The organism is Tsukamurella pulmonis, from assembly GCF_900103175.1.
In the GTDB taxonomy this organism is placed as follows: domain Bacteria; phylum Actinomycetota; class Actinomycetes; order Mycobacteriales; family Mycobacteriaceae; genus Tsukamurella; species Tsukamurella pulmonis.
In genome coordinates this window covers 3385972-3409835 of the sequence record NZ_FNLF01000002.1, presented here as the reverse complement: position 1 = coordinate 3409835, position 23864 = coordinate 3385972, and the positions used below count along the sequence as shown (strand labels likewise).

Annotated in this window: 23 protein-coding genes; 14 read left to right on the top strand and 9 right to left on the bottom strand. The window is 70.2% G+C overall.

Going from position 1 to position 23864, the window contains the following annotated elements:
• The first annotated feature begins 110 nt into the window (after positions 1 to 110).
• From BLQ62_RS16680 to BLQ62_RS16665, 4 genes are all read left to right on the top strand, one after another.
• Complete coding sequence (locus BLQ62_RS16680) at positions 111 to 851, top strand: maleylpyruvate isomerase family mycothiol-dependent enzyme (RefSeq protein ID WP_068567879.1); 741 nt, start codon at positions 111 to 113, stop codon at positions 849 to 851.
• Between the two features lie 195 nt (positions 852 to 1046).
• Positions 1047 to 2051, top strand: coding sequence for a class 1b ribonucleoside-diphosphate reductase subunit beta (nrdF, locus tag BLQ62_RS16675; protein ID WP_068529480.1), 1005 nt, complete (start codon positions 1047 to 1049; stop codon positions 2049 to 2051).
• Between the two features lie 74 nt (positions 2052 to 2125).
• The gene (locus BLQ62_RS16670; protein ID WP_139184231.1) at positions 2126 to 2725 is read left to right on the top strand and encodes a hypothetical protein; all 600 of its coding nucleotides are present in this window, start codon (positions 2126 to 2128) and stop codon (positions 2723 to 2725) included.
• Between the two features lie 79 nt (positions 2726 to 2804).
• A complete protein-coding gene (locus tag BLQ62_RS16665; protein ID WP_197467321.1) occupies positions 2805 to 3047 on the top strand; it encodes a DUF1272 domain-containing protein in 243 nt (80 codons plus the stop codon).
• Between the two features lie 26 nt (positions 3048 to 3073).
• Here BLQ62_RS16665 and BLQ62_RS16660 read toward each other — a convergent pair whose 3' ends face one another.
• The 6 genes from BLQ62_RS16660 to BLQ62_RS16635 form a co-directional block, all read right to left on the bottom strand.
• Positions 3074 to 3454, bottom strand: coding sequence for a hypothetical protein (locus tag BLQ62_RS16660; protein ID WP_139184230.1), 381 nt, complete (start codon positions 3452 to 3454; stop codon positions 3074 to 3076).
• A 107-nt stretch (positions 3455 to 3561) separates the two neighbouring features.
• The gene (locus BLQ62_RS16655; RefSeq protein ID WP_139184229.1) at positions 3562 to 4206 is read right to left on the bottom strand and encodes a hypothetical protein; all 645 of its coding nucleotides are present in this window, start codon (positions 4204 to 4206) and stop codon (positions 3562 to 3564) included.
• A gap of 70 nt (positions 4207 to 4276) precedes the next feature.
• The gene (ligD, locus tag BLQ62_RS16650; RefSeq protein ID WP_068567870.1) at positions 4277 to 5224 is read right to left on the bottom strand and encodes a non-homologous end-joining DNA ligase; all 948 of its coding nucleotides are present in this window, start codon (positions 5222 to 5224) and stop codon (positions 4277 to 4279) included.
• 10 nt (positions 5225 to 5234) lie between these two features.
• Positions 5235 to 6758, bottom strand: a complete 1524-nt coding sequence (locus BLQ62_RS16645; protein ID WP_068567868.1) for an FAD-dependent oxidoreductase — start codon at positions 6756 to 6758, stop codon at positions 5235 to 5237.
• A gap of 93 nt (positions 6759 to 6851) precedes the next feature.
• Complete coding sequence (locus tag BLQ62_RS16640; RefSeq protein ID WP_414929928.1) at positions 6852 to 7856, bottom strand: AurF N-oxygenase family protein; 1005 nt, start codon at positions 7854 to 7856, stop codon at positions 6852 to 6854.
• A 338-nt stretch (positions 7857 to 8194) separates the two neighbouring features.
• Entirely contained in the window at positions 8195 to 9139 is a 945-nt protein-coding gene (locus tag BLQ62_RS16635) for a TroA family protein (protein ID WP_068567866.1), read from the bottom strand.
• A 279-nt stretch (positions 9140 to 9418) separates the two neighbouring features.
• On the opposite strand from BLQ62_RS16635, the gene ctaD reads away from it, so the two are divergent.
• Together ctaD and serB are read left to right on the top strand one after the other, a co-directional pair.
• Positions 9419 to 11122 carry an aa3-type cytochrome oxidase subunit I gene (gene ctaD, locus BLQ62_RS16630; RefSeq protein WP_115391330.1) on the top strand — a complete coding sequence of 568 codons (1704 nt, stop codon included), beginning with the start codon at positions 9419 to 9421 and terminating at the stop codon, positions 11120 to 11122.
• A gap of 90 nt (positions 11123 to 11212) precedes the next feature.
• The gene (gene serB / locus BLQ62_RS16625) at positions 11213 to 12442 is read left to right on the top strand and encodes a phosphoserine phosphatase SerB (protein ID WP_115391331.1); all 1230 of its coding nucleotides are present in this window, start codon (positions 11213 to 11215) and stop codon (positions 12440 to 12442) included.
• 5 nt (positions 12443 to 12447) lie between these two features.
• Here the strand turns inward: serB and glgX are convergent, their stop codons facing one another.
• Positions 12448 to 14592, bottom strand: coding sequence for a glycogen debranching protein GlgX (gene glgX, locus BLQ62_RS16620; RefSeq protein ID WP_068567860.1), 2145 nt, complete (start codon positions 14590 to 14592; stop codon positions 12448 to 12450).
• Between the two features lie 40 nt (positions 14593 to 14632).
• Here glgX and BLQ62_RS16615 point away from each other — a divergent pair, with 40 nt between their 5' ends.
• From BLQ62_RS16615 to BLQ62_RS16590, 6 genes are all read left to right on the top strand, one after another.
• Positions 14633 to 15490: an ABC transporter ATP-binding protein gene (locus BLQ62_RS16615; RefSeq protein WP_068567858.1), complete on the top strand. Its 858-nt coding sequence runs from the start codon at positions 14633 to 14635 to the stop codon at positions 15488 to 15490.
• Complete coding sequence (locus tag BLQ62_RS16610; RefSeq protein ID WP_068529503.1) at positions 15487 to 16125, top strand: NUDIX hydrolase; 639 nt, start codon at positions 15487 to 15489, stop codon at positions 16123 to 16125. Before BLQ62_RS16615 ends, BLQ62_RS16610 begins: the two co-directional genes overlap by 4 nt.
• A 66-nt stretch (positions 16126 to 16191) precedes the next feature.
• Positions 16192 to 16980: an enoyl-CoA hydratase/isomerase family protein gene (locus BLQ62_RS16605; protein WP_068529506.1), complete on the top strand. Its 789-nt coding sequence runs from the start codon at positions 16192 to 16194 to the stop codon at positions 16978 to 16980.
• Positions 16981 to 17080: 100 nt separating this feature from the next.
• On the top strand, positions 17081 to 18043 hold the full coding sequence (locus BLQ62_RS16600; RefSeq protein WP_068529509.1) for a class I SAM-dependent methyltransferase: 963 nt from the start codon (positions 17081 to 17083) through the stop codon (positions 18041 to 18043).
• A gap of 16 nt (positions 18044 to 18059) precedes the next feature.
• Positions 18060 to 19214 (top strand): class I SAM-dependent methyltransferase, encoded by a 1155-nt coding sequence (locus BLQ62_RS16595; RefSeq protein ID WP_068529512.1) that lies wholly within the window; start codon positions 18060 to 18062, stop codon positions 19212 to 19214.
• Between the two features lie 95 nt (positions 19215 to 19309).
• A complete protein-coding gene (locus tag BLQ62_RS16590; protein ID WP_068567856.1) occupies positions 19310 to 20470 on the top strand; it encodes a pyridoxal phosphate-dependent aminotransferase in 1161 nt (386 codons plus the stop codon).
• 1 nt (position 20471) lies between these two features.
• Here the strand turns inward: BLQ62_RS16590 and BLQ62_RS16585 are convergent, their stop codons facing one another.
• The gene (locus tag BLQ62_RS16585; RefSeq protein ID WP_170842922.1) at positions 20472 to 21233 is read right to left on the bottom strand and encodes an alpha/beta hydrolase; all 762 of its coding nucleotides are present in this window, start codon (positions 21231 to 21233) and stop codon (positions 20472 to 20474) included.
• 278 nt (positions 21234 to 21511) lie between these two features.
• Between BLQ62_RS16585 and BLQ62_RS16580 the strand changes: the two genes are divergently transcribed.
• Together BLQ62_RS16580 and metA are read left to right on the top strand one after the other, a co-directional pair.
• Positions 21512 to 22066 (top strand): TetR/AcrR family transcriptional regulator, encoded by a 555-nt coding sequence (locus tag BLQ62_RS16580; RefSeq protein ID WP_068529520.1) that lies wholly within the window; start codon positions 21512 to 21514, stop codon positions 22064 to 22066.
• Positions 22067 to 22157: 91 nt separating this feature from the next.
• Entirely contained in the window at positions 22158 to 23069 is a 912-nt protein-coding gene (metA, locus tag BLQ62_RS16575) for a homoserine O-acetyltransferase MetA (RefSeq protein WP_068567854.1), read from the top strand.
• Between the two features lie 13 nt (positions 23070 to 23082).
• On the opposite strand, the gene map is transcribed toward metA, so the two are convergent.
• Positions 23083 to 23850, bottom strand: coding sequence for a type I methionyl aminopeptidase (gene map, locus BLQ62_RS16570; RefSeq protein ID WP_068529526.1), 768 nt, complete (start codon positions 23848 to 23850; stop codon positions 23083 to 23085).
• Between the last annotated feature and the right edge of the window lie 14 nt (positions 23851 to 23864).

Here is a 23864-nt window from a genome sequence, read left to right as displayed (position 1 = left end):
GTCGGATGTGTGAAGCCGAACGATCGAACGCTATCACCAAAGCCTTGATTCTTGGTGGCGAATTCGCGACACCGGAGCGGTGCGCGGCGCGCCGCTCGTAAGGTCGGGGCATGACCACTCAGCTCTGGTTCGACTCCATCGCCGCCGACGGTGCCCGCGTCGCCGCGATCGACCCCGCCCACCTCGCGCTGCCCGTCGCCACGTGCCCGGGGTGGACCGTGCACAACGGCATCGTGCACACCGCTGGGGCCCACCGCTGGGCGACGACCTTCCTGCAGGCGGGGCCCGATTCGCGGGAGCGCTTCATCCCCGACGTCGCCGACGCGCCCGAGGGCGCCGAGGTGCTCGCGTGGTACGCGGCGATCAACGCCGCGCTGCTCGACGAGCTCCGCAAGCACGAGCCCGACGCGCCCGCGCGGGCTTTCATCGGTCGCACCACCGCGTCGTTCTGGATGCGCCGGATGACGCAGGAACTGTCGATCCACCGTTGGGACCTGCAGAACTCGCTGCCCGGCGGCGCCGAACCCCTGCCCGCCGCGACCGCCGCCGACGGCATCACCGAGCTGACCCAGATGCAGATCCCGCTCATCGTCGGCAAGAAGGGGCTGCCGGACGCTCTCACGGGGAAGGTGCTCGCGATCGAGGCGACCGACACCGGTGACCGGTGGACCCTGCGCCTGCGCGCCGACGGGATCGACGTGCTGGATGCGCCCGTCGCGGCGGACCTGACGCTGCGCGGCACCGCGTCGGACCTGGACCTGGTGCTCTGGCGCCGGATCGCGCCCGACGCCGTCGAGCTGGAGGGCGATCGCACCGTACTCGACGGGCTGCTCGACGTCGTGATCATCTGACGGGTGGCCTGCGCGGGATAGTGCTCGCTCAGCGGAGGGGATCCAGCACGGAATGGGGTCGGTCGATCGGCGTCCGCCGGCATGCGACACGCCGAACAGGTCGGATGGCACAAGGTCTTGCGGTTCCTGGAGTTGTCGGCCCCAAGGGGTAGTGTCATGGGCGTTGAAATCCAGCTCCGCGAAAACCGAGGTGTCATGTCTGAAACCGCCGCTCACAGCCCCGCCGACGGAGCCCCGCTCAAGCTTGTCAGTCGGGTCTCGGCGATCAACTGGAACCGCGTCCAGGACGAGAAGGACGCCGAGGTCTGGGACCGTCTGACGGGGAACTTCTGGCTGCCCGAGAAGGTGCCGGTCAGCAATGACATCCCGTCGTGGGGCACGCTCACCGATCACGAGAAGCAGCTCACGATGCGGGTCTTCACGGGCCTGACGCTGCTCGACACGATCCAGGGCACCGTCGGCGCCGTGTCGCTGATCCCCGATGCGCTCACTCCCCACGAGGAGGCGGTGTACACCAACATCGCGTTCATGGAGTCCGTCCACGCCAAGAGCTACAGCGCCATCTTCTCGACGCTGTGCAGCTCGCGTGAGATCGACGACGCCTTCCGCTGGTCGGAGGAGAACGAGCACCTGCAGGCCAAGGCGAACATCGTCATGGGCTACTACAGCGGTGACGACCCGCTCAAGCGCAAGGTCGCCTCGACCCTGCTCGAGTCCTTCCTGTTCTACAGCGGCTTCTACCTGCCGATGTACTGGTCTTCGCGGGCCAAGCTGACCAACACGGCCGACATGATCCGGCTGATCATCCGTGACGAGGCGGTGCACGGGTACTACATCGGCTACAAGTACCAGCGCGGACTCGAGACCGCGAGCCCCGAGCGTCGCGAGGAGCTCAAGGACTACACCTACGACCTGCTCATGGAGCTCTACTCCAACGAGGAGGACTACACCGAGTCGCTCTACGACGAGGTCGGGCTCACCGAGGACGTCAAGAAGTTCCTGCGCTACAACGCCAACAAGGCCCTGATGAACCTGGGCTACGAGGCGCTGTTCCCCAAGGACGCCACCGACGTGAACCCGGCGATCCTCTCCGCCCTGTCGCCGAACGCCGACGAGAACCACGACTTCTTCTCCGGTTCGGGTTCGTCGTACGTGATCGGCAAGGCCGTCAACACCGAGGACGAGGACTGGGACTTCTGATCCCGGACGAGACCCGCCCGCGGACCCACTTCTGGTGGCTGTTCGGGGCGGGTCTTCTCGTGTTCGGGTTCCTCGTGGCGCCGCGGCAGGTAGTGGGGAGCGGCTTCGATGAGCGGGCCGGCGCGGAGTTCCCGTCCTGGCTACAGAGAGGTCACGCTGAGCTGACGCCGGGACTGGCTGCGCTGGTCGATGACTGGCAGCGGTACCACCTGATCAAGGCGCTCTTCGCGCTGCTGCTCGTGGCGCTGGCCCTCTACCTCGGCCATCGAGCGTTGGCGTTGATCCCGACGGTCCTGCTGATCGCGAACGTGCAGGGCATCGTCGCGCCTCTGTCGTCGGCGTTCTCGCTGCTCGGCGATCGGGTATCGGAATCGGACGGACCGCTGGCGCAGGCGCTGTCGGCGATGCGGCGACAACTGCGGGGTGATCGTTCACCCGCCGTGCAGGAGCTCGTCGACGACTTCGCCCGCTACCACCTGGCCGTCGTCGTCATGGCCGGGGTGCTGACGGTGATCCTCGTGGTCTTCGCCGTGCGCGCATGGCGGCAGGATCGTCGCCGCTGGGCGATCGCCACCCTGATCGCTGCCGCGCTCGCCGCTGCGGTCACGGCCGCGAATGTCACGAACACACTCGATCCGGTGAGCGGCTTGCTCGGCTTCCTCGGTGATTTCTAGCGGTTTCCGCGGCGCCATCCAGGGGGTTCGCTCACGGAAACCGCAGGGAACTGCGAGAGTTGAGGCTGAGGAACGGGGGATGATGCTGGAGATCAGGCCGAACTGCGAGTGCTGCGGACGTGACGTGGCGCCGGATTCGCGCGACGTGCTCATCTGCACCTTCGAGTGCACCTGGTGCGGGGACTGCAACCGCGAGAAGCTGCACGGCACGTGCCCCAACTGCGGCGGCGAGCTCGTCCGACGCCCCGTCCGGCCCGCGCCTCTTCTCGCCGAGCACCCCGCCTCGACGGTGCGTGTGGTCAGCGATACCTGTCGCGCGTAGGCGTGCCGCTGCCGAGGTGACAGAACTCAGTGACCTTGCGCGTCGACCGCGATCCACGCGGTCTCGGACGTGCGCGAGATGCGCAGGGTCGTGGTGTCGAATCCGCCACTGCCGGGTGGGTACTCGATGACAAGGAAGTTCGTCGGGCACGGATCCGCCTCCGATGGCACGCACCCCACAGGACTGGGGTCGACCATCCCTGGTGCCTTCGCGACGATCTGTCGATAATCGTCGAAGCGGTCGGCCGGCGCAGAGAAGGTCCCGCGGTAGGACGACCGGCCGACGAACACCGGGTACACGGTCATCGAGTCGAGGTGGAAGCTCGAGGGAATGTGGATGTTCCGGCGCTCGAGTTCCTCGCGGGCCTCCTGCTCACTGATCGTGTGCGGCGGCCCGACGTCGAACATGCCGTTCACGAACCACCGCATGCCAAGGTAGATCGCCGTGAGTACGGCGACGGGCACCAGCAGGACGATGCTCCAGTAGAAGGAGCGTGGCTTCCGTCGATTCGCGGTCATCTCGTGAGCGCGGCTTCCACGCCGATCGCGAACGCCAACGGGAACCGGATCTGTCCGATGTCGCGGGCGGGGCCGACGACGCGCCGCGAAGCGGTGTCGCGAGGCTCGGCGAGCACGCGGCTCACGCGACTGAGCCGGTGCACCTCGAATCGCTGCTGAGCCAGTTCGGGTTGTGTCCTGCGGATGCCGGCGCAACTTCCCTTCGCCGTGGATCGCTGGATCGCCGGGTTGTCTGGTCCGGTGGGGCCACGATGACGGGTTCGCTCGACCGCCACAGTGAAGTCCTTCTCCTCCCCGACCTCGCAGAATGCGATCGGGGCCAGGCCGGGGGTGCGGTAGAGGCCGGCAATGGTCTCGCTCCATACCCGGAACGTGGTGTCGGAGAGGCAACGTCCCTCTTCGCCGAGGCGGCCGGCGCCGCGGTAACCTGCCGGGCAGATCGACCAGGGGCCACGATCGACGGAGTCGGTCACCGACTGGGGCGCCGGCAGCAATGCGGAGTCGAGGAGCTGATCGTCGCAGTCCCCGCAGGGGCCGAGCGCATCGGCGCGCGGCGCGAACGGCCGTGGCGGGTCGGTGGACTCGGACAGCAGCGCGCCGAGGCTGCCTGCGGCGAGGCCGATGACCAGGACCGCGATCACCGCTGCGACGGACTGCCACCGAACTCCCACGCCAACAGTCTAGTGCATACTATGTTGAAGAAATCGAATTCTAGTCGGCGAGGGGGAGGTCGTCGCGGTCGGCCCACTCTACGAGGGTGTCGAGCGAGAACGCCTCGTCGTCGATCTCCGCGTGCAGATCGCCGAGCTCGGCGAAGCGGGCGGGAAGGGTGCGGAGCGTGAAGTCGTCGGGATGGACGTCGGGGATCTCGTCCCAGATGATCGGCGCGGACGCGGTGGCGATCGGGGTGCCGCGCAACGAGTACGCGCATGCGATCGTGTGGTCGCGCGCGTTCTGGTTGTAGTCCAGGAACACCGCGGACGGGTCGCGCTCCTTGCGCCACCACGCCGTCGTCACCTCCGACGGTGCGCGGCGCTCCACCTCCCGGGCGAAGGCGAGGGCGCACCGTCGGACCTCCGAGAACGTCCAGCGGGGCTCGATCCGCACGTAGACGTGCAGGCCCGAGCCGCCGGAGGTCTTCGGGAAACCGCGGATGCCCAACTCGTCCAGCACTTCCCGCACCACGCCGGCCACCGACTGCACCCGCGACCACGGGCAGTCCGGCATCGGGTCCAGGTCGATGCGCCACTCGTCGGGATGCTCGAGATCGCCGGCGCGGCAATTCCAGGGGTGGAACTCGACGGTCGACATCTGCGCCGCCCAGATCACCGACGCGGGCTCGGTCACCACGACCTCATCGGCGGTGCGGCCGAACCGGGGGAAGTAGATCTCCACCGTCTGGAGCCAGTCCGGGGCGCCCGCGGGGATCCGCTTCTGGTGCACCTTCGGTCCGTCGACGCCCTTCGGGTAGCGGTGCAGCATCGTCGGGCGATCGCGCAGCGCGCGGACGATGCCGGGCGCCACGGCCTCGTAGTACCGGACCACGTCGAGCTTCGTGGCGCCGATCGCCGGGAAGTACACGCGCTCCGGGCTGGAGACGCGCACCGCCCGGTCGCCGACGGACAGTTCGATCGGTGCGCCGTGCTCGGAGGAGGCCACGGCGCTGAGACTACGCGCCCAGGAACTTGCCGAGCGGGCGCTTGCGCTTCCCCGACGGGCGGCCCGTGATCACGCCGGCCACGACGTCCTCGGCGAACTTCTCGACCGTCTCCTGCGAGTCGGTCTTGTTCGTACCGATGAAGCCGTTGGGGCCGCGCTTGATCCAGCCCGTGACGTACACGCCGGGCAGCGGCGCATCGTCGTCGCCGAGGACGCGGCCGCCCTCGTTGGGCAGCACCGCGCGACGGTCGTCGAAGGGCAGTCCCGGGACCGGGACGCCGCGGTAGCCGACGGAGGTGAGCACCATGCCGACCGGCAGGTCGATGGGCTCGCCCGTGACGGTGTGCTTGGCGTGCAGCACCAGGCCGTCGTCCGTGGCCTCGATCGACTCGGGCGTGGTGAGGAACCGCAGGCGGATGCGACGGGGCGCATCGGACTGGGTCTCCAGCGACTCGAGCAGCGAGAGCTTGTGCCCGACGAGTTCGGAGTCGCTACCGGCGACCAGCGTCTCGGCGACGTCGGGATCGGGGTGCACGACGACGGTGCGCTCGTCCGCGAGGCCCAGTGCCTCGGGCAGGGTGAAGGCGGCGTGCTCGGGTCCGCGGCGGGCCACGATCACGACCTCCTCGACCTTCGACTCGCGCAGGGCGGCGAGTGCGGCGGGGGAGATGGTGGTGTCCTCGAGCTCGTCCGGGGAGGCCGTGAGGATGCGGGCCGCGTCGAGCGCGACGTTGCCGTTGCCGATGATGACGATGCGGTCGTGCGTCAGGTCGACGGCGTCGCCCTTGTGCTCGGGGTGGCCGTTGTACCAGGCGACGAAGTCGGTCGCGCTGCGGACGTTCGGGAGGTCCTCGCCGGTGATGCCCAGCTTCTTGTCGGTGCTGGCGCCGACGGCGACGACGATCGCGTCGTGCCGGGTGCGCAGTTCCTCGAGGCTCACGTCCGAGCCCACCTCGGTGTTGAGGTGGATCCGGAAGTTCGGGTCCGCCGCGACCTTGTCGAACAGGCCGGAGACCTTGCGGGTGCGCAGGTGGTCGGGCGCGACGCCGAAGCGGGCCAGGCCGTAGGGCGTGGACAGCTTCTCGTAGACGTCGACGGTGACGCCCGGGTAGCGCAGCAACTCGTCGGCCGCGTACATCGCGGCGGGGCCGCTGCCGATCACGCCGACACTGACGACGTTCCCGTCGGGGATCGGAAGGATCTTCGGGGGCACCGTGTGCGCCATCGGCGGCCGGCTGCGTTCCTGCGGGTTGGGACCGCCGAGCGACGAGTTCGCCGGATCGGCGGCGGCGAGCGAGCGGTTGAGCTCGATGTAGACCTTGTGCTCCTCGGGAAGGCGGTGCGCGGGCCCGATCGCGTCCACGGGGCACGCCGTCACGCAGGCGCCGCAGTCGACGCAGGTGGTCGGATCGACGTACAGCATCTCGGCCGTCGCGAAGCCCGGCTCATCGGGCGTCGGGTGGATGCAGTTGACGGGGCACGCGAACGTGCAGGACGCGTCGCTGCAGCAGGACTGGGTGATCACGTGGGGCATGGCGCCTCCTGGCGGGGTCATCCGCATCCGGGCCGGGATACGGGTCCGGCTCGGCGGGTGACCGCCGAGCCGGATATTCGGGGCTGTTGAAGACTACTGCGCCGTGTACGAGGGCTCGCTGCGGAATCGCGAAGCGCGACCGTCGATGCCCAGGACGCGCCACAGCACGCGGGCGACGGGGTTCATCAGGCCGGTGCGCTGCGCGAGCATCCGCACGTCGCCGAAGACCTCGCGCTTGAGGTGCTTCGACTCCGGCGAGCGCCAGAAGATGTCCTTCTTGACCTCGCGCGGGATCTCGAACGTGTCCCAGAACTGCTTCGGCGGCACCATGATGGCGCCCAGCAGGATGCGCATCACCAGCGGCAGGGCCAGCGACAGCAGGAAACGGGGCACCGGGCCGCGCGTGGGGATCTTGTGCTCGAGCAGCTGGTGCGCGAAGCCGATGTGGCGGGCCTCCTCGGCCACGTGGATCTGCATCACGGAGGTCATCGCCGGGTGCTGCGTGTCCGCGGAGCGCAGGAACTGCTTCTGCAGGTGGTCGATCGGCTCCTCGCCGGCCAGCACGCCCATGTAGAAGATGTTCGGGAAGGTCGTCGCCGCGAGCGGGATGATCGGCGAGAGCCGACGGAACCACCACGCGCCACCGGGGACGTCCATGCCCACGCGGTTGACGAACTCCTGGAACATCAGCGTGTGCTGGCATTCCTCCTTCGCCTCGTGCGTGGCGTAGCGGAACTCGGGGGAGTTGTTCGGCTGCACGGCGGTGTACTGCATGATGCCGCGGATCAGGATCGACTCGAACTGCAGGCCGACCTTGGCGACGTTGGCCTGGCGCCACATGCCGATCTCGATCTGCTTCGCCAGCGGCTGCGCCTGGTACCAGGGATGGCGGCCGATGGGGTCGAACCGCGGGTTGCAGACCCAGCGCGGGTCGTCGGGGACGATCGCCAGCTCGGGGGAGTCCCAATCGATGTCGATGTAGGGATCGAAGTTGCGGCGGACCGAGGCCTCCGACAGGTCGTTGAGCGTCTGCTCGTACTCGGCCTGTCCGGCGAACGAGCGACCGCGCATCCGCGCCATGTGCGTCATTCGGGGCATGTTCAGCAGGGCCATGATTGATCCTTTCCTGGCACCCTCTGTCGGCTCGTACCTGCGTGTTCCGCTTCGCTTCTGTGGGAAATCCCACAGACATCTGTGCTGGTAGAAGCCGCGTATGAGATTCAATCGCCTTCAGGCTATCACTTGCGACAAGCATGAATGAAGGCCTGCGCGGGAGGAATCCGTGAACAGGTGTACACCGAGCTCTGGGCCTGCGGTTTTACCCGTCCGATGTGAGGGGCGTCACGGTGATCGGCGGCGGTTCGGCGGTGCGTCCTCGCGCACGACGAGCGCCCCGGGCCGTGGGGCTCCGGGGCGCTCGTCGAGTGGGGTCGGGGCTAGGAGGACGCCTTGATGGTGTTGCTCACGTCGTGCAGCACGATCCCCGCCGCCACGGGGCCGCCCGCCGAGAACCACGCGGAGTCCTGCACCAGGAGCTGCCGCTTCGCGACCACCGCGCGCAGCTTCTTCCACGGCGTCGAGGTCATCACGGCCATGCCGTGCTCGCGCCCCTGATCGCCCTCGTAGCCCACGTAGATCAGGTCGCCCTCGGCGGCGGAGACGTCGGAATCCGACATCTCGACGGCCTCCGGGGTGCGCTGGACTTCGGGACGGACGACCTTGAGATCGGCGAGCACCTGCGCCGCCAGCGCCGAGGTGCCCAGTGCGAGGGACTTGCCGTCGGCGGTGAACCGCACCAGGGAGACCGTGTTGTGCACCGCGTCGATCTTCACGGACTTCTCGGCCGCGTCGCGCTGGTAGGCGTCGAGCACGGCGCGGGCCTCGGCCGGCATGCGCACCGCATCCGCGAGGGCGAGGAAGCTGCGGCGCCAGTCCTCCGACGGTGCCGGGACGGTCACCGTCCGGCCCGCGCGACGGTTCGCCTCCGCCGACCGGGCCGTGCCGACGGCAAGGTCGGCGCGCACGCCGTCGGTGAGCTTCGGGGCCTTGGCGAGCGTCGTGCCGAGGTACGTCGGGACGTCGCCGCCGACGGCCTTCACCCGCTCCTGCAGGCCCAGGGCGCAGAGGCCGTCCAGCAGAGCGGGGTCGGCCACGGCGATCGCGGCGGGTGCGGCGCCGCCGGCGACAGGGGCCGCACACGCCTCGTCCGGCGTCCGGTCGAGGCCGATGATGTTCGCCGACGCGAGGCGGGTGGTCGTGGTGGCGATCGAGGCGAAGGGCTGCTGGATCGGCTCCGACCCGCCGCACGCCGTCAGTGCCGTGCCGGCGACGACGGCGAGCGCTATCGCGGCGCCCGCCCTGGAAGTTCCGACCCTGTTCACGACGACTGTCCTCACCTGTAGTTCCGGCCGTGCGTCACGGTAGCAGCAGCGGCCCTGTGCGCCCGTTCCGCGACGCGAGTACGACGCAGAGTAGGACCGCGAGGACAAGCCCGGGGGCGAGGGGCTACGCTTACCCCACAAGGGTGACGTCCGCCGTGAGCGAACATCGCCCGAAAGACCTGATTGAAGAGGCCGCAAGCCGGTACCGACAGCCGCGGTACCGATAGGCCCAGGGCAGGAGGATTTGTGACCGCGCAAGCGCATCGTCCGGCAGTCGAGGTGACCGCCGCACGTCCGTACCCGCAGCGGACCGGGCCCAAGGGGTCGTTCATCTACAAGCTGGTGACGACGACCGATCACAAGACGCTGGGCATCATGTACATCGTCACGTGCTTCGCGTTCTTCCTCATCGGTGGTCTGATGGCGCTGCTCATGCGCGCCGAGCTGGCGAACCCGGGCCTGCAGTTCCTCTCCACGGAGCAGTTCAACCAGCTGTTCACGATGCACGGCACCGTGATGCTGCTGCTGTACGCGACGCCGATCGTCATCGGCTTCGCCAACTTCGTGCTGCCGCTGCAGATCGGCGCGCCCGACGTCGCCTTCCCGCGACTGAACGCCTTCGGCTACTGGCTGTTCGTGTTCGGCGCCATCATGGTCATCGCCGGCTTCATCACCCCCGGTGGTGCCGCCGACTTCGGTTGGACCGCGTACACCCCGCTGACGGACGCGCTGTACTCGCCCGGCCCCGGCGCCGACCTGTGGATCATGGGTCTCGGCGTGGGTGGTCTCGGCACCATCCTCGGCGCCGTCAACATGGTCACCACCGTGGTCTGCATGCGCGCACCCGGCATGACGATGTTCCGCATGCCGATCTTCACCTGGAACATCCTGGTGACCTCGCTGCTGATCCTGCTGGCCTTCCCGCTGCTGACCGCCGCTCTGATGGGCCTCGAGGTCGATCGCCAGTTCGGCGCCCACATCTACGACCCCGCCAACGGCGGCGTCATCCTGTGGCAGCACCTGTTCTGGTTCTTCGGCCACCCCGAGGTCTACATCATCGCGCTGCCCTTCTTCGGCATCGTCTCCGAGATCTTCCCCGTGTTCAGCCGCAAGCCGATCTTCGGCTACAGCGGCCTGGTCCTGGCCACGCTGGCCATCGCGGCGCTCTCCGTCGCGGTGTGGGCGCACCACATGTACGCCACCGGCGCGGTGCTGCTGCCCTTCTTCAGCTTCATGACCTTCCTCATCGCGGTGCCCACGGGCGTGAAGTTCTTCAACTGGATCCTCACCATGTGGAGAGGTCACATAACGTTCGAGTCGCCGATGCTGTTCTCGATCGGCTTCATCGTGACCTTCCTCTTCGGTGGCCTGACCGGTGTGCTCCTGGCGTCGCCGCCGCTCGACTTCGCGGTGTCCGACACCTACTTCGTGGTCGCGCACTTCCACTACGTGCTCTTCGGCACCATCGTGTTCGCCACCTACGCGGGAATCTACTTCTGGTTCCCGAAGATGACGGGCCGCATGCTCGACGAGGGCCTGGGCCGCTGGCACTTCTGGCTCACCTTCATCGGCTTCCACATGACCTTCCTCGTGCAGCACTGGGTCGGCGCCGAGGGCATGCCGCGTCGTTACGCCGACTACCTCGACACGGACGGCTTCACCACGCTGAACCAGATCTCGACGGTCGGCGCGTTCATCCTGGGCGCCTCGACGCTGCCCTTCGTGTGGAACGTCTTCAAGAGCTACCGCTACGGCGAGGTCGTCACCGTCGACGACCCGTGGGGCTTCGGCAACAGCCTCGAGTGGGCCACCAGCTGCCCGCCCCCGCGGCACAACTTCACCGAGCTGCCGCGCATCCGCTCCGAGCGCCCCGCGTTCGAGCTGCACTACCCGCACATGGTCGAGCGCATGCGCACCGAGGCCCACTCGGGCCCGGGTGTGGGTGACAAGCACTCGCAGGAGCGTGGCGACGCGAAGGTGTAACGCCCCGCTCGTGACCCGAACCGAACGGCGTCTCTCCCCCGTGGGAGGCGCCGTTCGGCGTTCCCGCAGGCGGCGACTACGATTTCCCCCGTGCACGATGCGACCTCGGACCCCACGATCCTCATCACCGTGACCGGCGGCGACAAGCCCGGCGTCAGCTCGGTTCTGTTCGGCGTGCTGGCCCGCGGAGAGGTCAGCGTCCTCGATGTGGAGCAGACCGTCATCCGGGGTCGGCTGACGCTCGGTGTCCTGGCGTCCGTGCACGGCGACCCCGAACACGTGCAGGAGCTCGTCGAGCAGGCGATGGCCACCGTCGGGATGGACGTCGCGGTGGAGATCACCGCCGAGCAGCCGGCGCGCCCCGCCGTGCCCACGCACGCGGTCGTCCTGCTGGGCGCGCCCGTGAGCGCTCGCGCCCTCTCGGCGCTCGCCACCGGGCTCGCCGCCCGCGACGTCAACATCGAGTCGATCGCCGGGCTCGCCGACTACCCCGTGACCGCGCTCGAGCTGATGGTCACGGTGCCCGACGGTGCCGACGAGGCCGCGGTCCGCGCGGGGCTGTCCATCGTCGCCAAGGAGCAGGGCGTCGACATCGCGACCTCGCGCGCCGGCATCGCCCGCCGCTCCAAGCGGCTGATCTGCTTCGACGTCGACTCCACCCTGGTACAGGGCGAGGTGATCGAGATGCTCGCCGCCCGCGCCGGTAAGGAGGCCGAGGTCGCGGCCGTCACCGAGGCCGCGATGCGCGGCGAGCTCGACTTCGAGCAGTCCCTGCACGCCCGCGTGCGCAACCTCGCGGGCCTGCCCGCGTCCGTCATCGACGACGTGGCCGCGGGCCTGCAGCTGACGCCCGGCGCGCGCACCACCATCCGCACGCTCAAGCGCCTCGGCTACCGCTGCGGCGTCGTCTCGGGCGGCTTCACCGCCGTCATCGAGCCGCTCGCGCGCGACCTCGAGCTCGACTTCGTCCGCGCCAACACCCTCGAGGTGGTCGACGGTGTGCTGACCGGTCGCGTCGTCGGTGAGGTGGTCGACCGGCCCGGCAAGGCCCGCGCGCTGCAGGAGTTCGCCGCGACCTTCGGCGTGCCGGTCGAGGAGACCGTGGCCGTGGGCGACGGCGCCAACGACATCGACATGCTCTCCGCCGCCGGCCTGGGCGTGGCCTTCAACGCCAAGCCCGCCCTGCGGGAGGTCGCCGACGCGGCCCTCTCGCACCCGTACCTCGACGCGGTGCTGTTCGTGCTCGGCGTGACGCGCGACGAGATCGAGGCGGCGGACGCCGTCGACGGGCAGGTCCGGCGCGTCCCGATCGAGTACTGAGCGTCTCAGACCTGCTGGAAGGCCAGCACCGTCGGACCGGAGACGGTGACCTCGGCGCGCGACGGGTACACCGTCCGCCCCGACGGCTCGCCCGTGGGGGCGGTGGTGTCGATGATCAGCTCCCAGTCGTGCGTGCACGACGCCGGGCCGCCGAGGACGACGACCGCCTCGCCGCCGGCGTGCCAGACGATGAGCGCGTCCTTCTCCGGTGCCGCGCCGTCGCGGCCGGGCGCGCGGACGTCGGAACCGTCGACCCAGGCCTGCAGCGTGCGCACCTGCGGCGACTGCCACGCCTCGCCGGACATCTCGGCACCGTCGGCGCCGAACCAGGCGAGGTCGGGCTCGCCGTCCTTGGTGGCGCGGCCGTCGAAGAACTCGTGCTGGCGCAGCACCGGCGCCGCCCGGCGCACCGCCGCGACGCGCGCGACGAACGCGGTCAGGTCCGCGTCGGCGGCGGCCCAGTCCACCGCGAAGGCGTCGGCGGCGGGCGTTCCCTCCGGCACGCAGTAGGCGTTGTTGTTGCCGAACTGGGTGTGCCCCAGCTCGTCGCCGCCGAGCAGCATGGGCGTGCCCGTGGAGAGCAGCAGCGTGGCCAGCAGGGCCCGCACGTGGGCCGCGCGTGCCGCGAGGATCGCGGGATCCGTCGTGCCGCCCTCGAACCCGTGGTTCACCGAGTGGTTGTTGTCGGTGCCGTCCCGGTTGTTCTCGCCGTTGGCCTCGTTGTGCTTGCGCTCGTAGCTCACCAGGTCGCGGGCCGTGAAACCGTCGTGGGCCGTGACGAAGTTGATCGACGAGAAGGGCGTGCGGCCCTGCGCGCCGAACAGGTCCTGGCTGCCCGAGACCCGGGAGGCCAGTGCGCCGACCGTCGCACCGCCCGCGAAGAAGTCGCGCACCGTGTCCCGGTAGCGGTCGTTCCACTCGGCCCAGACGGGCGGGAAGCCGCCCACCCGGTAGCCCTCGGCGGTGGCGTCCCAGGGCTCGGCGATGAGCTTGCGGGTGGACAGCACGGGGTCCGCGGCGATCGCGGTCAGCAGCGCCGCGCGGTGGTCGAACGGGATCACCGGGCCCTGCGGCCCCGCCCCCGTGCGGCCGCGGCCGAGGACGCTCGCCAGGTCGAACCGGAAGCCGTCGACGCCGAGCTCGCCGGCGAAGTACCGCAGGCTGTCGAGCACCATCCGCACGGTCGGCGGCGAGGCGCAGTCGACCGTGTTGCCGCAGCCGGTGTAGTCGAGGTCGTCGCCGTCCTCGAGCAGGTAGTAGCCGGGGGCGTCGAGGCCGCGCCAGGACAGCGACGGACCGGCCACCGATTCCTCGGCGGTGTGGTTGTAGACCACGTCCATCAGCACCTCGAGCCCGGCGGCGTGCAGCGCCGAGACCAGCTCGGCGAACTCCTCCACCTCGTGGCCGGGCCGCGCGGCGTACCGCGGGTCGGGTGCGAAGTAGGCCCCCGTCGAATAGCCCCAGTGGTTGCGCATGCCGCGGTCGCGGACCCCGGGCTCGGTGAGGCACGCCTGCACGGGCAACAACTCGACCGCGGTGACGCCGATGCGGCGCAGGTGCTCGATCACCGCCGGCTGGGCCAGGCCCAGGTAGGTGCCGCGCAGCTCCTCCGGGACGTCCGGGTGCCGCGCGGTGTACGAGCCGACGTGCACCTCGCAGATCACCGTCCGCTCCCAGGGCACACCCGGGCCGGGCTCGGGCGCGGGCGGGGCTGCGGTGACCACGGCGAGCGGGATGTCGGCGAGCGAATCCGTCTGCGACGGTCCACCGTCCTCGTCGTAGGGCAGCAGGGCGGCACCGTCGCCGAGGTCGCCCTCGATACGGCGGGCGTAGGGGTCGATGAGGGCCTTGTGCTCGTTGAAGCGCAGGCCGTTGCCGGGGTCCCACGGGCCGGCGGCGCGCAGGCAGTATCGGGTGCCCTCGCCGATCCCGGCGACGAAGCCGTGGTGCACGCCGGCGGTCTGCGCGGGCAGCCGCACGCGTTGCTCGTGCCGCGTACCGGACTCGTCGGTCTCGATCAGGCAGACCCAGACGTCGGTCGCGCGGGGCGCGTGCACGGCGAAGTTCACGCCGCCGGGCTGGGGGACGGCGCCGAGGGGGTGGGCGGCGCCGGGGGCGGGGGAGCGGTGGTCTGTGGACACGGGGACCATCCTGCCAACCGCGGCCGCTCCCGTGCGGCAGGATGGTGATGTGTCCGATCCCGCCGCCTCCGCCGCCCTCCCCGACGAACCCGACCAGGATCTGCTGATCGACTTCCGCGGCGTGAGCCTGCGGCGCGATGGCCGGAACCTGGTCGGCCCCATCGATTGGCGGGTCGAACTCGACGAGCGGTGGGTCGTGATCGGCCCCAACGGCGCGGGCAAGACCTCGCTCATGCGGCTCGCCTCGGCGCAGGACTTCCCGAGTGCGGGTACCGCGCACATCCTCGGTGAGGTGCTCGGGAAGACGGTGGTGCAGGACCTCACCGCCCGGATCGGTGTGTGCTCGGCGGCGCTCGCCTCGCGGGTGCCCGACGACGAGTTGGTGACCGATCTCGTGGTCTCCGCCGGGTACGCCGTGCTCGGCCGCTGGCGCGAGCGCTACGACGAGATGGACATCGGCCGCGCCGTCGACGTGCTCGAGTCGATGGGCGCCGAGCACCTGGCGAACCGTCGCTTCGGCACCCTCTCCGAGGGCGAGCGCAAGCGGGTGCTCATCGCCCGCGCGCTCATGACCGACCCGGAGCTCATGCTGCTCGACGAGCCCGCCGCGGGGCTGGACCTCGGCGGCCGCGAGGAGCTGGTCGCCCGCCTCGACACCCTCGCGCACGATCCCGATGCGCCCGCCACCGTGCTGGTGACCCATCACGTCGAGGAGGTGCCGCCGGGCTTCACGCACGCGCTCATGCTCAAGGAGGGCGGCGTCGTCGCGCAGGGCCTGATCGGCGACGTGCTCACGGCGGAGGTGCTCTCGGAGACCTTCAGCCAGCGCATCCTGCTCGACGAGGTGGACGGCCGGTTCTTCGCCCGCAGGGCGTCGCGCCCCGGCCGGAGGAGGTTGCAGGCATGAGCGGCGACGACGCGGCCCGCGCGGAGGGCGCGGATCACCCGAGGGACCTGCCGGACGTGCCGATCCGCCCGGCGGCCACCGTCCTGCTGCTGCGGACGACGGCCGCGGGCCTGGAGGTCTTCGTGCAGACCCGGGCGAGCGGGATGGAGTTCGCGCCCGACGTCACCGTCTTCCCCGGTGGCGGGGTGGAGCCCGAGGACGGCGACGACCTGCGGATCACCGCGGCCCGGGAGACCCACGAGGAGTGCGGGGTGCGGGTGGACCCGGACGATCTGGTGCCGCTCTCGCGGTGGGTGACCCCGCCCGGCCGGCCGCGCCGCTACGACACGATGTTCTACCTCGCCCCGCTGCCGGCGGGGCAGGAGGCGGAGTGTGTGACCACCGAGGCCGTCGCGGCGGGCTGGCAGCGCCCGCAGGCGGTGATCGACGCGTGGCTCGCGGGTCGCAACAAGCTGATGGCGCCCACGTACTCGCAGCTGTTCCAGCTGCTGCCCTTCGAGACGGTGGAGGACGTGCTGGGCTGGGCCGCGGAGGCGGCGGACCTGACGCCCGTCGCCATCGTCGACGGGATGACGCGCGAGGAACGACGGTTCCCGGGCTGGGCCGAGTACGCGGCCGGGGCCACCATCTACTGACGGACCGCCCGCGTATTTACGTGGACGTCCAACTAAATTTTCCAGCACCCGGTAGCCTCTGGGGTCATGACTGAATTCGTGACCCTCGAGACCTCCGACGAGCACCCCGGCATCGGCACCATCCGCCTCAATCGCCCGCCGATGAACGCGATCAACTCGCAGGTGCAGGCCGAGCTGGTGCAGCTCGCCGCCGAGGTCAACCGTCGCGACGACATCAAGGCCGTCGTCGTCTACGGCGGCCCGAAGGTCTTCGCGGCCGGCGCCGACATCAAGGAGATGCAGGCGATGGGCTACACCGACATGAGCGAGGCCATCGCGCTGCTCCAGGAGGGCCTGTCGGCGATCGCCGCGATCACCAAGCCCACCGTCGCCGCGATCACCGGTTACGCGCTCGGCGGCGGCCTCGAGGTCGCGCTCGGGGCCGACCGCCGCATCGTCGGCGACAACGCCAAGGTGGGCGTGCCGGAGATCCTGCTCGGCGTGATCCCCGGTGGCGGCGGCACGCAGCGCCTGGCCCGCCTGGTGGGCCCCGCGAAGGCCAAGGACATGGTGTTCACCGGCCGCTTCGTCGGCGCCGAGGAGGCCCTCCAGATCGGTCTCGTCGACGAGGTCGTCGCCCCCGACGAGGTCTACAACGCCGCGCTCGCCTGGGCCAAGCAGTTCTCCGGCGCCGCCTCGCAGGCGCTGCGCGCTGCGAAGCAGGCCATCGACCAGGGCCTGGACACCGACCTGAACACGGGCCTCGCCATCGAGCGGCACCTGTTCGCCGGGCTGTTCGCCACCGAGGACCGCACCATCGGCATGACCTCGTTCATCGAGAACGGCCCGGGCAAGGCGAAGTTCATCGGCAAGTGAGTGCCGCCGCCGTGGCGGAGGAACCTGTTCTCTTCCCGCGGGTTGGCGGTGATCTGACCGGGCGGTAACCTGACGGGAACAATCTTTCCGAAAGGCCTTCATGACCGACCAGCAGCCGGCCCCCAACCCGCACGCCACGGCGGACGAGGTTGAGGCCGCATTCGCCGATACGAAGCTCGCCCAGGTGCTCTACCACGACTGGGAAGCCGAGACGTACGACGAGAAGTGGCACATCAGCTTCGACGAGCGGTGCATCGACTACGCCCGCGACCGCTTCGAGGCCGCCACCGGCGGGGAGAACGAGAAGCCCTACGGCCGCGCCCTGGAGCTGGGCTGCGGCACCGGCTTCTTCCTGCTCAACCTCATGTCGGCGGGCGTCGCGGAGACCGGCTCGGTCACCGACCTCTCGCCGGGCATGGTCAAGGTCGCGCTGCGCAACGCGGAGGGCCTCGGCCACACGGTCGACGGCCGCGTCGCCGACGCAGAGACCATCCCCTACGAGGACGACACCTTCGACCTCGTGGTCGGCCACGCGGTGCTGCACCACATCCCCGATGTGGAGCAGTCGCTGCGCGAGGTCCTGCGCGTGCTCAAGCCGGGCGGCCGGTTCGTCTTCGCGGGCGAGCCCACCACCATCGGCGACTTCTACGCTCGCTGGCTGGGCCGGATCACCTGGGGCATCACCACCAACGCCACGAAGTTGCCCTTCCTCGCGGACTGGCGTCGCCCGCAGGCCGAGCTCGACGAGTCCTCCCGCGCCGCGGCGCTCGAGGCCGTCGTGGACATCCACACCTTCGACCCGGATGCGATGGAGGCCATGGCCGCCCGCGCCGGCGCCGTCGACGTGCAGGCCACCACCGACGAGTTCACCGCCGCCTTCCTCGGCTGGCCGGTGCGCACCTTCGAGGCCGCCGTGCCGCCCGAGAAGCTCGGTTTCGGCTGGGCCGGGTTCGCCTTCGGCGGCTGGAAGAAGCTCTCCGCGCTCGACGAGGCCGTGATGCGCCGCGTCGTGCCGCGCAAGTTCTTCTACAACCTCGCCATCACGGGCACCAAGCCCGAGTAGCCGGGGGCGCGCCGGGTTGGACGGGGCCGATCTCGCCTATCTCCGCACGGTCGACGGCGCCGCCGCCGTGACCGCGGCGGATCGTCTGGCGTTGACCGACCACTCGCTCGTCGCCGACGTGGTGACGGTGCGCGGTATCGCCGGGGCGCACGCCCCGGCGGTCATCGAGCAGGTCCGCGCCCGTCGGCGTGCGGCCGACAAGCTCGGCGACGTCGACGGCTGGCTGCTCACCGACGAGGCGGTGCAGCAGGCCACCCCCGCTGCCGTCGCGGAGCACCGTGCGCGCCGTCTGGCATGGCTCTCGGTGCATGATGTGACCTGCTCGATCGGCGCGGAACTGCGGGCACTGGTGCAGGTGTGTCCGCGCGTCGTCGGCAGTGATCTGGACCCGGTCCGCGCGCGGATGGCCGCGCACAACGTGCCCCGTGCACTGGTCTACGTCGCGGACGCCCTCACGCCCACCACCACGGCCGACGTGGTGATCGCCGATCCCGCGCGCCGGGCCGGCGGCCGGCGGATCGTCGATCCCGAACAGATGTCCCCGGCGCTCTCGGCCCTGCGCGGTGCGTACGCCGGGCGGTCGCTGGCGGTCAAGACCGCACCCGGGATCGACTACGACCGGCTGCGCCGTCAGGGCTTCGACGGGGAGGTGGAGATCGTCTCCCTCGACGGCGGCGTCCGCGAGGCCTGCCTGTGGTCGGGCCCCGTGGCGGTGCCGGGGCTCACCCGCGCGACCGTGCTGCGCGGCTCGGGTTCCGGTGGGTACGAGGTGTTCTCGACCGACCCGCACGACGTGGACCCGGAGCCGGCCGGCAAGTACCTGATCGAGCCCGACGGCGCCGTCATCCGCGCCGGGCTGGTGCGGCACTACGCGGCGCGGCACGGGCTCTGGCAGCTCGACCCGCACATCGCCTACCTCACCGGCGACGCCGTTCCCGCGGGGGAGCGCGGCTTCGAGATCCTCGACGCCGGGAAGTTCTCGGAGAAGTCGCTGCGGGCCGAGCTGCGGCGGCGCGACGTCGGGACACTCGAGATCCTCACCCGCGGCGCCGGCGTCGATCCCGACGTGCTGCGGCGGAAGCTGAAACTGGAGGGCTCGCAGCAGATGACCGTGGTGATCACGCGGATCGGTCGCGAGGTCACGGCGTTCCTGACCCGCCCTACCCGCTGAGCCCGTATCGAAACCGCCCCGTTTCGCGTCAGGATGCGCCATGTCGATCCTGAACGAAAAAAGGCCCGGTTTCGGAACGGGGCGGGCGTGAAACGATGGACGGCATGCAGGAATCGCTCCGCTCCGATGTCGAGATGTTCCACGTCATGGACGTGCTGGCCGCGGCAGCACGGCGCCGGGAGACCCACGGCGACGTGATCTCGCTGGCCGCCGGCCAGCCCAGCGCCGGGGCGCCGAAGCCGGTGCTCGCCGCCGCCCGCGCCGCGCTGGACGCCGGCCCCCTGGGCTACACCGAGTCGATGGGGATCGCGCCGCTGCGGGAGAGCATCGCCGCGCACTACGGCCGCGCGTACGGGCTGGACGTCGCGCCCGAGGCCGTCGCGGTGACCACCGGCTCCTCGGGCGCGTTCACCCTGGTCTTCCTCGCGGCGTTCGACGCCGGCGACACCGTGGTCATGGCGCGTCCCGGGTACCCCGCCTACCGCAACACGCTCACGGCGTTGGGCTGCACCGTCATCGAGCTCGACTGCGGCGCCGAGACCCGGTACCAGCCGACCGTCGCGATGCTGGAAGCGCTCGAGACACCGCCGAAGGGGCTCATCGTCGCGAGCCCGGCGAACCCCACCGGCACGATCCTCGCCCCGACGGAACTGGCGGATCTCGCGCGCTGGTGCGAGGCGCACGGGACCCTGCTCATCTCCGATGAGATCTATCACGGCGTGAGCTACGGGCGGCCCACCGCATGCGCCTGGGAGTCCTCGCGCGAGCAGGTCGTGATGGGCTCGGTGTCGAAGTACTTCGCCATGACCGGCTGGCGGTTGGGCTGGATGCTGCTCCCCGAATACCTGCGCCGGCCCGTCGAGCGGCTCACCGCCAACATGACGATCTGTCCGCCCGCGATCAGCCAGTACGCCGCGGTCGCCGCCTTCTCCGACGAGGCGCGCGAGGAACTCGACGGGCACGTCGCCGGCTACGCGCGCAACCGGGAGATCGTGCTCGCCGGGCTGCGCGGGCTCGGGGTCACCGAGGTCGCGCCGCCCGACGGCGCGTTCTACGCCTACGCCGACATCGGTCACCTCACCGACGATTCGCTCGCCTGGTGCGCGCGGGTGCTCGACGAGACGGGGGTGGCGATCACCCCGGGCCTGGATTTCGACACGGCCCGGGGGCATCGCACCATCCGGCTCAGCTTCGCCGGGGCGACCCCCGAGATCGAGGAGGCGCTGGTGCGGCTGGAGCCGGTCTTCCGGCGGTGACTCAGGCCAGGGCGCGGCGCAGGGCGCCGATGGCGAGGTCGAAACCGGCCTGGGCACCGTGGGTCTCGCGCAGCGCGTTGAGCATCATGAAGTCGTGGATGACCCCGCCGACGCGCACGGCCGTCACCGCGTTGCCGGCCTCGCGGAGCTTGGCGGCGTAGGCCTCGCCGCCGTCGCGCAGCACGTCCGCCTCCGCGGTGATGACGGTGGCGGGAGGCAGGTCGCGCAGCTGCTCGACGGTGGCGTTCAGCGGCGAGGCGAAGATCTCGGTGCGCTGCGCCTCCTCGGTCGTGTACTGGTCCCAGAACCACTGCATGGCGTCGCGGCGCAGGAAGTAGCCCTCGGCGAACTCGTGGTACGAGCCGGTCTCGAAGTCCGCGTCCACCACGGGGTAGAGCAGGACCTGTGCGGCCAGCTTCACGTCGCCGCGGGCCTTCGCCTGCAGGGCGAGCACCGCCGCCATGTCGCCGCCGACGGAGTCGCCGGACACGGCGATCCGGGTGCCGTCGAGGTTCTTCTCCGCGCCGTTGTTCACGACCCACTGTGCGACCGCGTAGTTCTGCTCGATCGCGATCGGGTAGCGCGCCTCGGGGGAGAGGTCGTACTCCGGGAAGACGACGGCCGCGCCGGTGCCGACGGCCAACTCGCGGACCAGGCGGTCGTGGGTGTGGGCGTTGCCGAACACCCAGCCGGCGCCGTGGATGTAGAAGATCACGGGCAGGACGCCGGTGGCACCCTTCGGTCGGACGATGCGGGTGCGCACCTCGCCGGTGGGGCCGCCGGCGACGGTGACCCAATCCTCGTCGACCTCGGGGTACGTGAAGCCCTCTGAGGATGCACCTCGTCGACCGTCTTCCGCCCCTCGACGGGGCCGAGGTCGAACAGGTACGGCGGGTTGGCGGTGGCATCGGAGAAGGCCTGGGCTGCGGGCTCGAGAACGGTCATGATCCACTCCTTGGTCGGCTGCGCGGAGAACGTTCGTTCTCCGGCTGGCTGCTACAGTAGGGGAACGATCGTTCTCGCGTCAAGGGGTGGTGGAAGATGGATGCCGAGCAGCAGCGCGCAGCCGTGCTGGAGGCCGCCGAGAAGCTGTTCTACGGCAAGGGGATCCAGGCCGTGGGCATGGACGAGATCCGCACCGCGGCCGGCGTCTCGCTCAAGGCGATCTACAAGCTCTTCCCGTCGAAGGACGCCCTCGTCGCGCAGGTGTTGACGATCCGCGACCGGCGCTGGACCGACGGCCTGCACAAGTACGTCGACAAGGCCCGCACCCCCGAGGCGAAGATCCTGGCGGTCTTCGACTGGCTCGAGGAGATGTTCGCGGACAACGACTTCCGAGGCTGTTCGTTCATCAACAGCTACGGTGAGCTCGGCGCCACCTCGCCCACCGTCGCCGACGCCGCGCAGCACAACAAGGCCTGCTACCAGGACGAGCTCTCGGCGCTGGTGGCCGACGCGGGCCTTCCGGACCGCGTCGCGGTGCAGATCGGGCTGCTCACCGAGGGGGCGCTGACCACCGCGGCGATCCTGGGCCCGGACGGCGTGGTCGACGGTGCGCGCGAGGCCGCCGCGGTGCTGATCGGCGCGCAGCGATGACCGGTGCGCCGGTCCTCTCCGGCCGGATCCGAGGGCGCAGGGCGGATCCGCGCGCGGTGCTCCGGGCGCCGCTGAACTAATCTGGACGACGATGCCTGTCACCGTGCCCCGCGACCTGCCCGCCGCCGCAGTCCTCGAGGCGGAGCAGGTCTTCGTCATGTCCGACGTGCGCGCCGCGCACCAGGACATCCGCCCCCTGCAGATCGCCATCCTCAACCTGATGCCGATGAAGGTCGCCACGGAGACCCAACTGCTCCGGCTGCTGGGGAACACGCCCCTGCAGGTCGAGGTCACACTGCTGCGCACGGCCAGCCACGTCTCGCGGACCACGCCGTCCGAGCATCTCGAATCGTTCTACTCGACCTTCGACGAGGTGGCCGATCGGCACTTCGACGGCATGATCGTCACCGGCGCGCCCATCGAGCGGCTGCCCTTCGAGGACGTCGACTACTGGCCGGAGATGACCAGGATCCTCGACTGGACGCGCACCAACGTGCAGTCCACGATGCACGTGTGCTGGGGCGCGCAGGCAGCGCTCTACCACCACTACGGCGTGGGCAAGCACGAGGTATCGCAGAAGATCTCCGGGGTCTTCCCACACCGTCTGACCGGGACGCGCTCGCCGATCCTCACCGGTTTCGACGACGAGTTCCTCGCGCCGCACTCACGGCACACCGATGTCCACGCCGCCGACGTCGAGGCCACCGGCGCCGTCGACGTGCTCGCGGTGAGCGACGAGGCGGGCATGTACCTCGCGGCCACCGCCGACGGCCGCCAGGTCTTCGTCACCGGACATCCCGAGTACGACGCCGACACGCTCGCGCTCGAGTACCGCCGCGACAGCGGGCAGGGGCTCGAGGTGGCGGTGCCCGCGCACTACTTCCCGGGCGACGACCCCGCGGCCGTGCCGCTGAGCCGCTGGCGCAGCCACGGGCAGCTCCTGTACGCCAACTGGCTCAATCGCTGCGTCTACCAGGAGACGCCGTTCGCGCCGGCGGACTGAGCCGGCGCGGAGATCATGCCGGGGCGGTGAGGATCAGCGGTCCGTCCTCGGTGATCGCGACGGTGTGCTCGCTGTGCGCCGCGCGCGAGCCGTCGGCCGAGCGCAGCGTCCACCCGTCCGGATCGAAGGTGATCTGATCGGTCGTGGCGCAGAACCACGGCTCCAGCGCGAGGGTGGTCCCCGTGCGCAGCAGCATGCCCTTGCGCGCCTTACCGGTGTTCGGGACGTGCGGATCCTCGTGCATGGTGCGCCCGAGGCCGTGCCCGCCGAACTGCGTGTTGACGGGGTAGCCGTACCGCTTGGCGGTCTCGCCGATGACGGACGAGACGGTGCCGAGCTTGTTTCCGGGCCGCATCTCCTCGATCGCCGCGTCCAGGGCGACCCGGGTGCACTCGATGAGCCGCGTGTCCTCCGGCCGCGGGGTGCCCACGCTGACGCTGCGGGCGGCATCGGCGACCCAGCCGTCGATGGAGACGGCGATGTCCACCGTGAGCAGGTCGCCGTCGGCGAAGACGTACTCGTGCGGCAGGCCGTGCAGGCAGGCGTCGTTGACCGACAGGCAGGTGACGTTGCGGAACGGGCCGCTGCCGAACGACGGTGCGTAGTCCCAGTAGCAGGAGACGGCGCCGCGCTCCTCGATCATCGTCCGCGCGCGGTACTCGAGCTCCATGAGGTTCATCCCGACCTCGGCCATGCCGGTGAGCTCCTCGAGCAACTCGGCGATGAAGATGCCGGTGGTGCGCATCTTCGCGATCTCGGCGGGGGTCTTGAGCTCCATCACCGGTGCGAGTCTAC

Excerpts from the sequence above, each read along its gene's own strand:
- BLQ62_RS16600 (WP_068529509.1), top strand. The coding sequence starts at position 17,081 with ATGACCGACCAGCAGCCGGCCCCCAACCCGCACGCCACGGCGGACGAG.
- glgX (WP_068567860.1), bottom strand. The coding sequence starts at position 14,592 with ATGGTCCCCGTGTCCACAGACCACCGCTCCCCCGCCCCCGGCGCCGCC.
- nrdF (WP_068529480.1), top strand. The coding sequence starts at position 1,047 with ATGTCTGAAACCGCCGCTCACAGCCCCGCCGACGGAGCCCCGCTCAAG.
- BLQ62_RS16590 (WP_068567856.1), top strand. The coding sequence starts at position 19,310 with ATGGACGGCATGCAGGAATCGCTCCGCTCCGATGTCGAGATGTTCCAC.
- BLQ62_RS16665 (WP_197467321.1), top strand. The coding sequence starts at position 2,805 with ATGATGCTGGAGATCAGGCCGAACTGCGAGTGCTGCGGACGTGACGTG.
- BLQ62_RS16660 (WP_139184230.1), bottom strand. The coding sequence starts at position 3,454 with ATGTTCGACGTCGGGCCGCCGCACACGATCAGTGAGCAGGAGGCCCGC.
- metA (WP_068567854.1), top strand. The coding sequence starts at position 22,158 with ATGCCTGTCACCGTGCCCCGCGACCTGCCCGCCGCCGCAGTCCTCGAG.
- BLQ62_RS16680 (WP_068567879.1), top strand. The coding sequence starts at position 111 with ATGACCACTCAGCTCTGGTTCGACTCCATCGCCGCCGACGGTGCCCGC.
- BLQ62_RS16605 (WP_068529506.1), top strand. The coding sequence starts at position 16,192 with ATGACTGAATTCGTGACCCTCGAGACCTCCGACGAGCACCCCGGCATC.
- BLQ62_RS16640 (WP_414929928.1), bottom strand. The coding sequence starts at position 7,856 with ATGCCCCGAATGACGCACATGGCGCGGATGCGCGGTCGCTCGTTCGCC.
- BLQ62_RS16580 (WP_068529520.1), top strand. The coding sequence starts at position 21,512 with ATGGATGCCGAGCAGCAGCGCGCAGCCGTGCTGGAGGCCGCCGAGAAG.
- BLQ62_RS16610 (WP_068529503.1), top strand. The coding sequence starts at position 15,487 with ATGAGCGGCGACGACGCGGCCCGCGCGGAGGGCGCGGATCACCCGAGG.
- BLQ62_RS16645 (WP_068567868.1), bottom strand. The coding sequence starts at position 6,758 with ATGCCCCACGTGATCACCCAGTCCTGCTGCAGCGACGCGTCCTGCACG.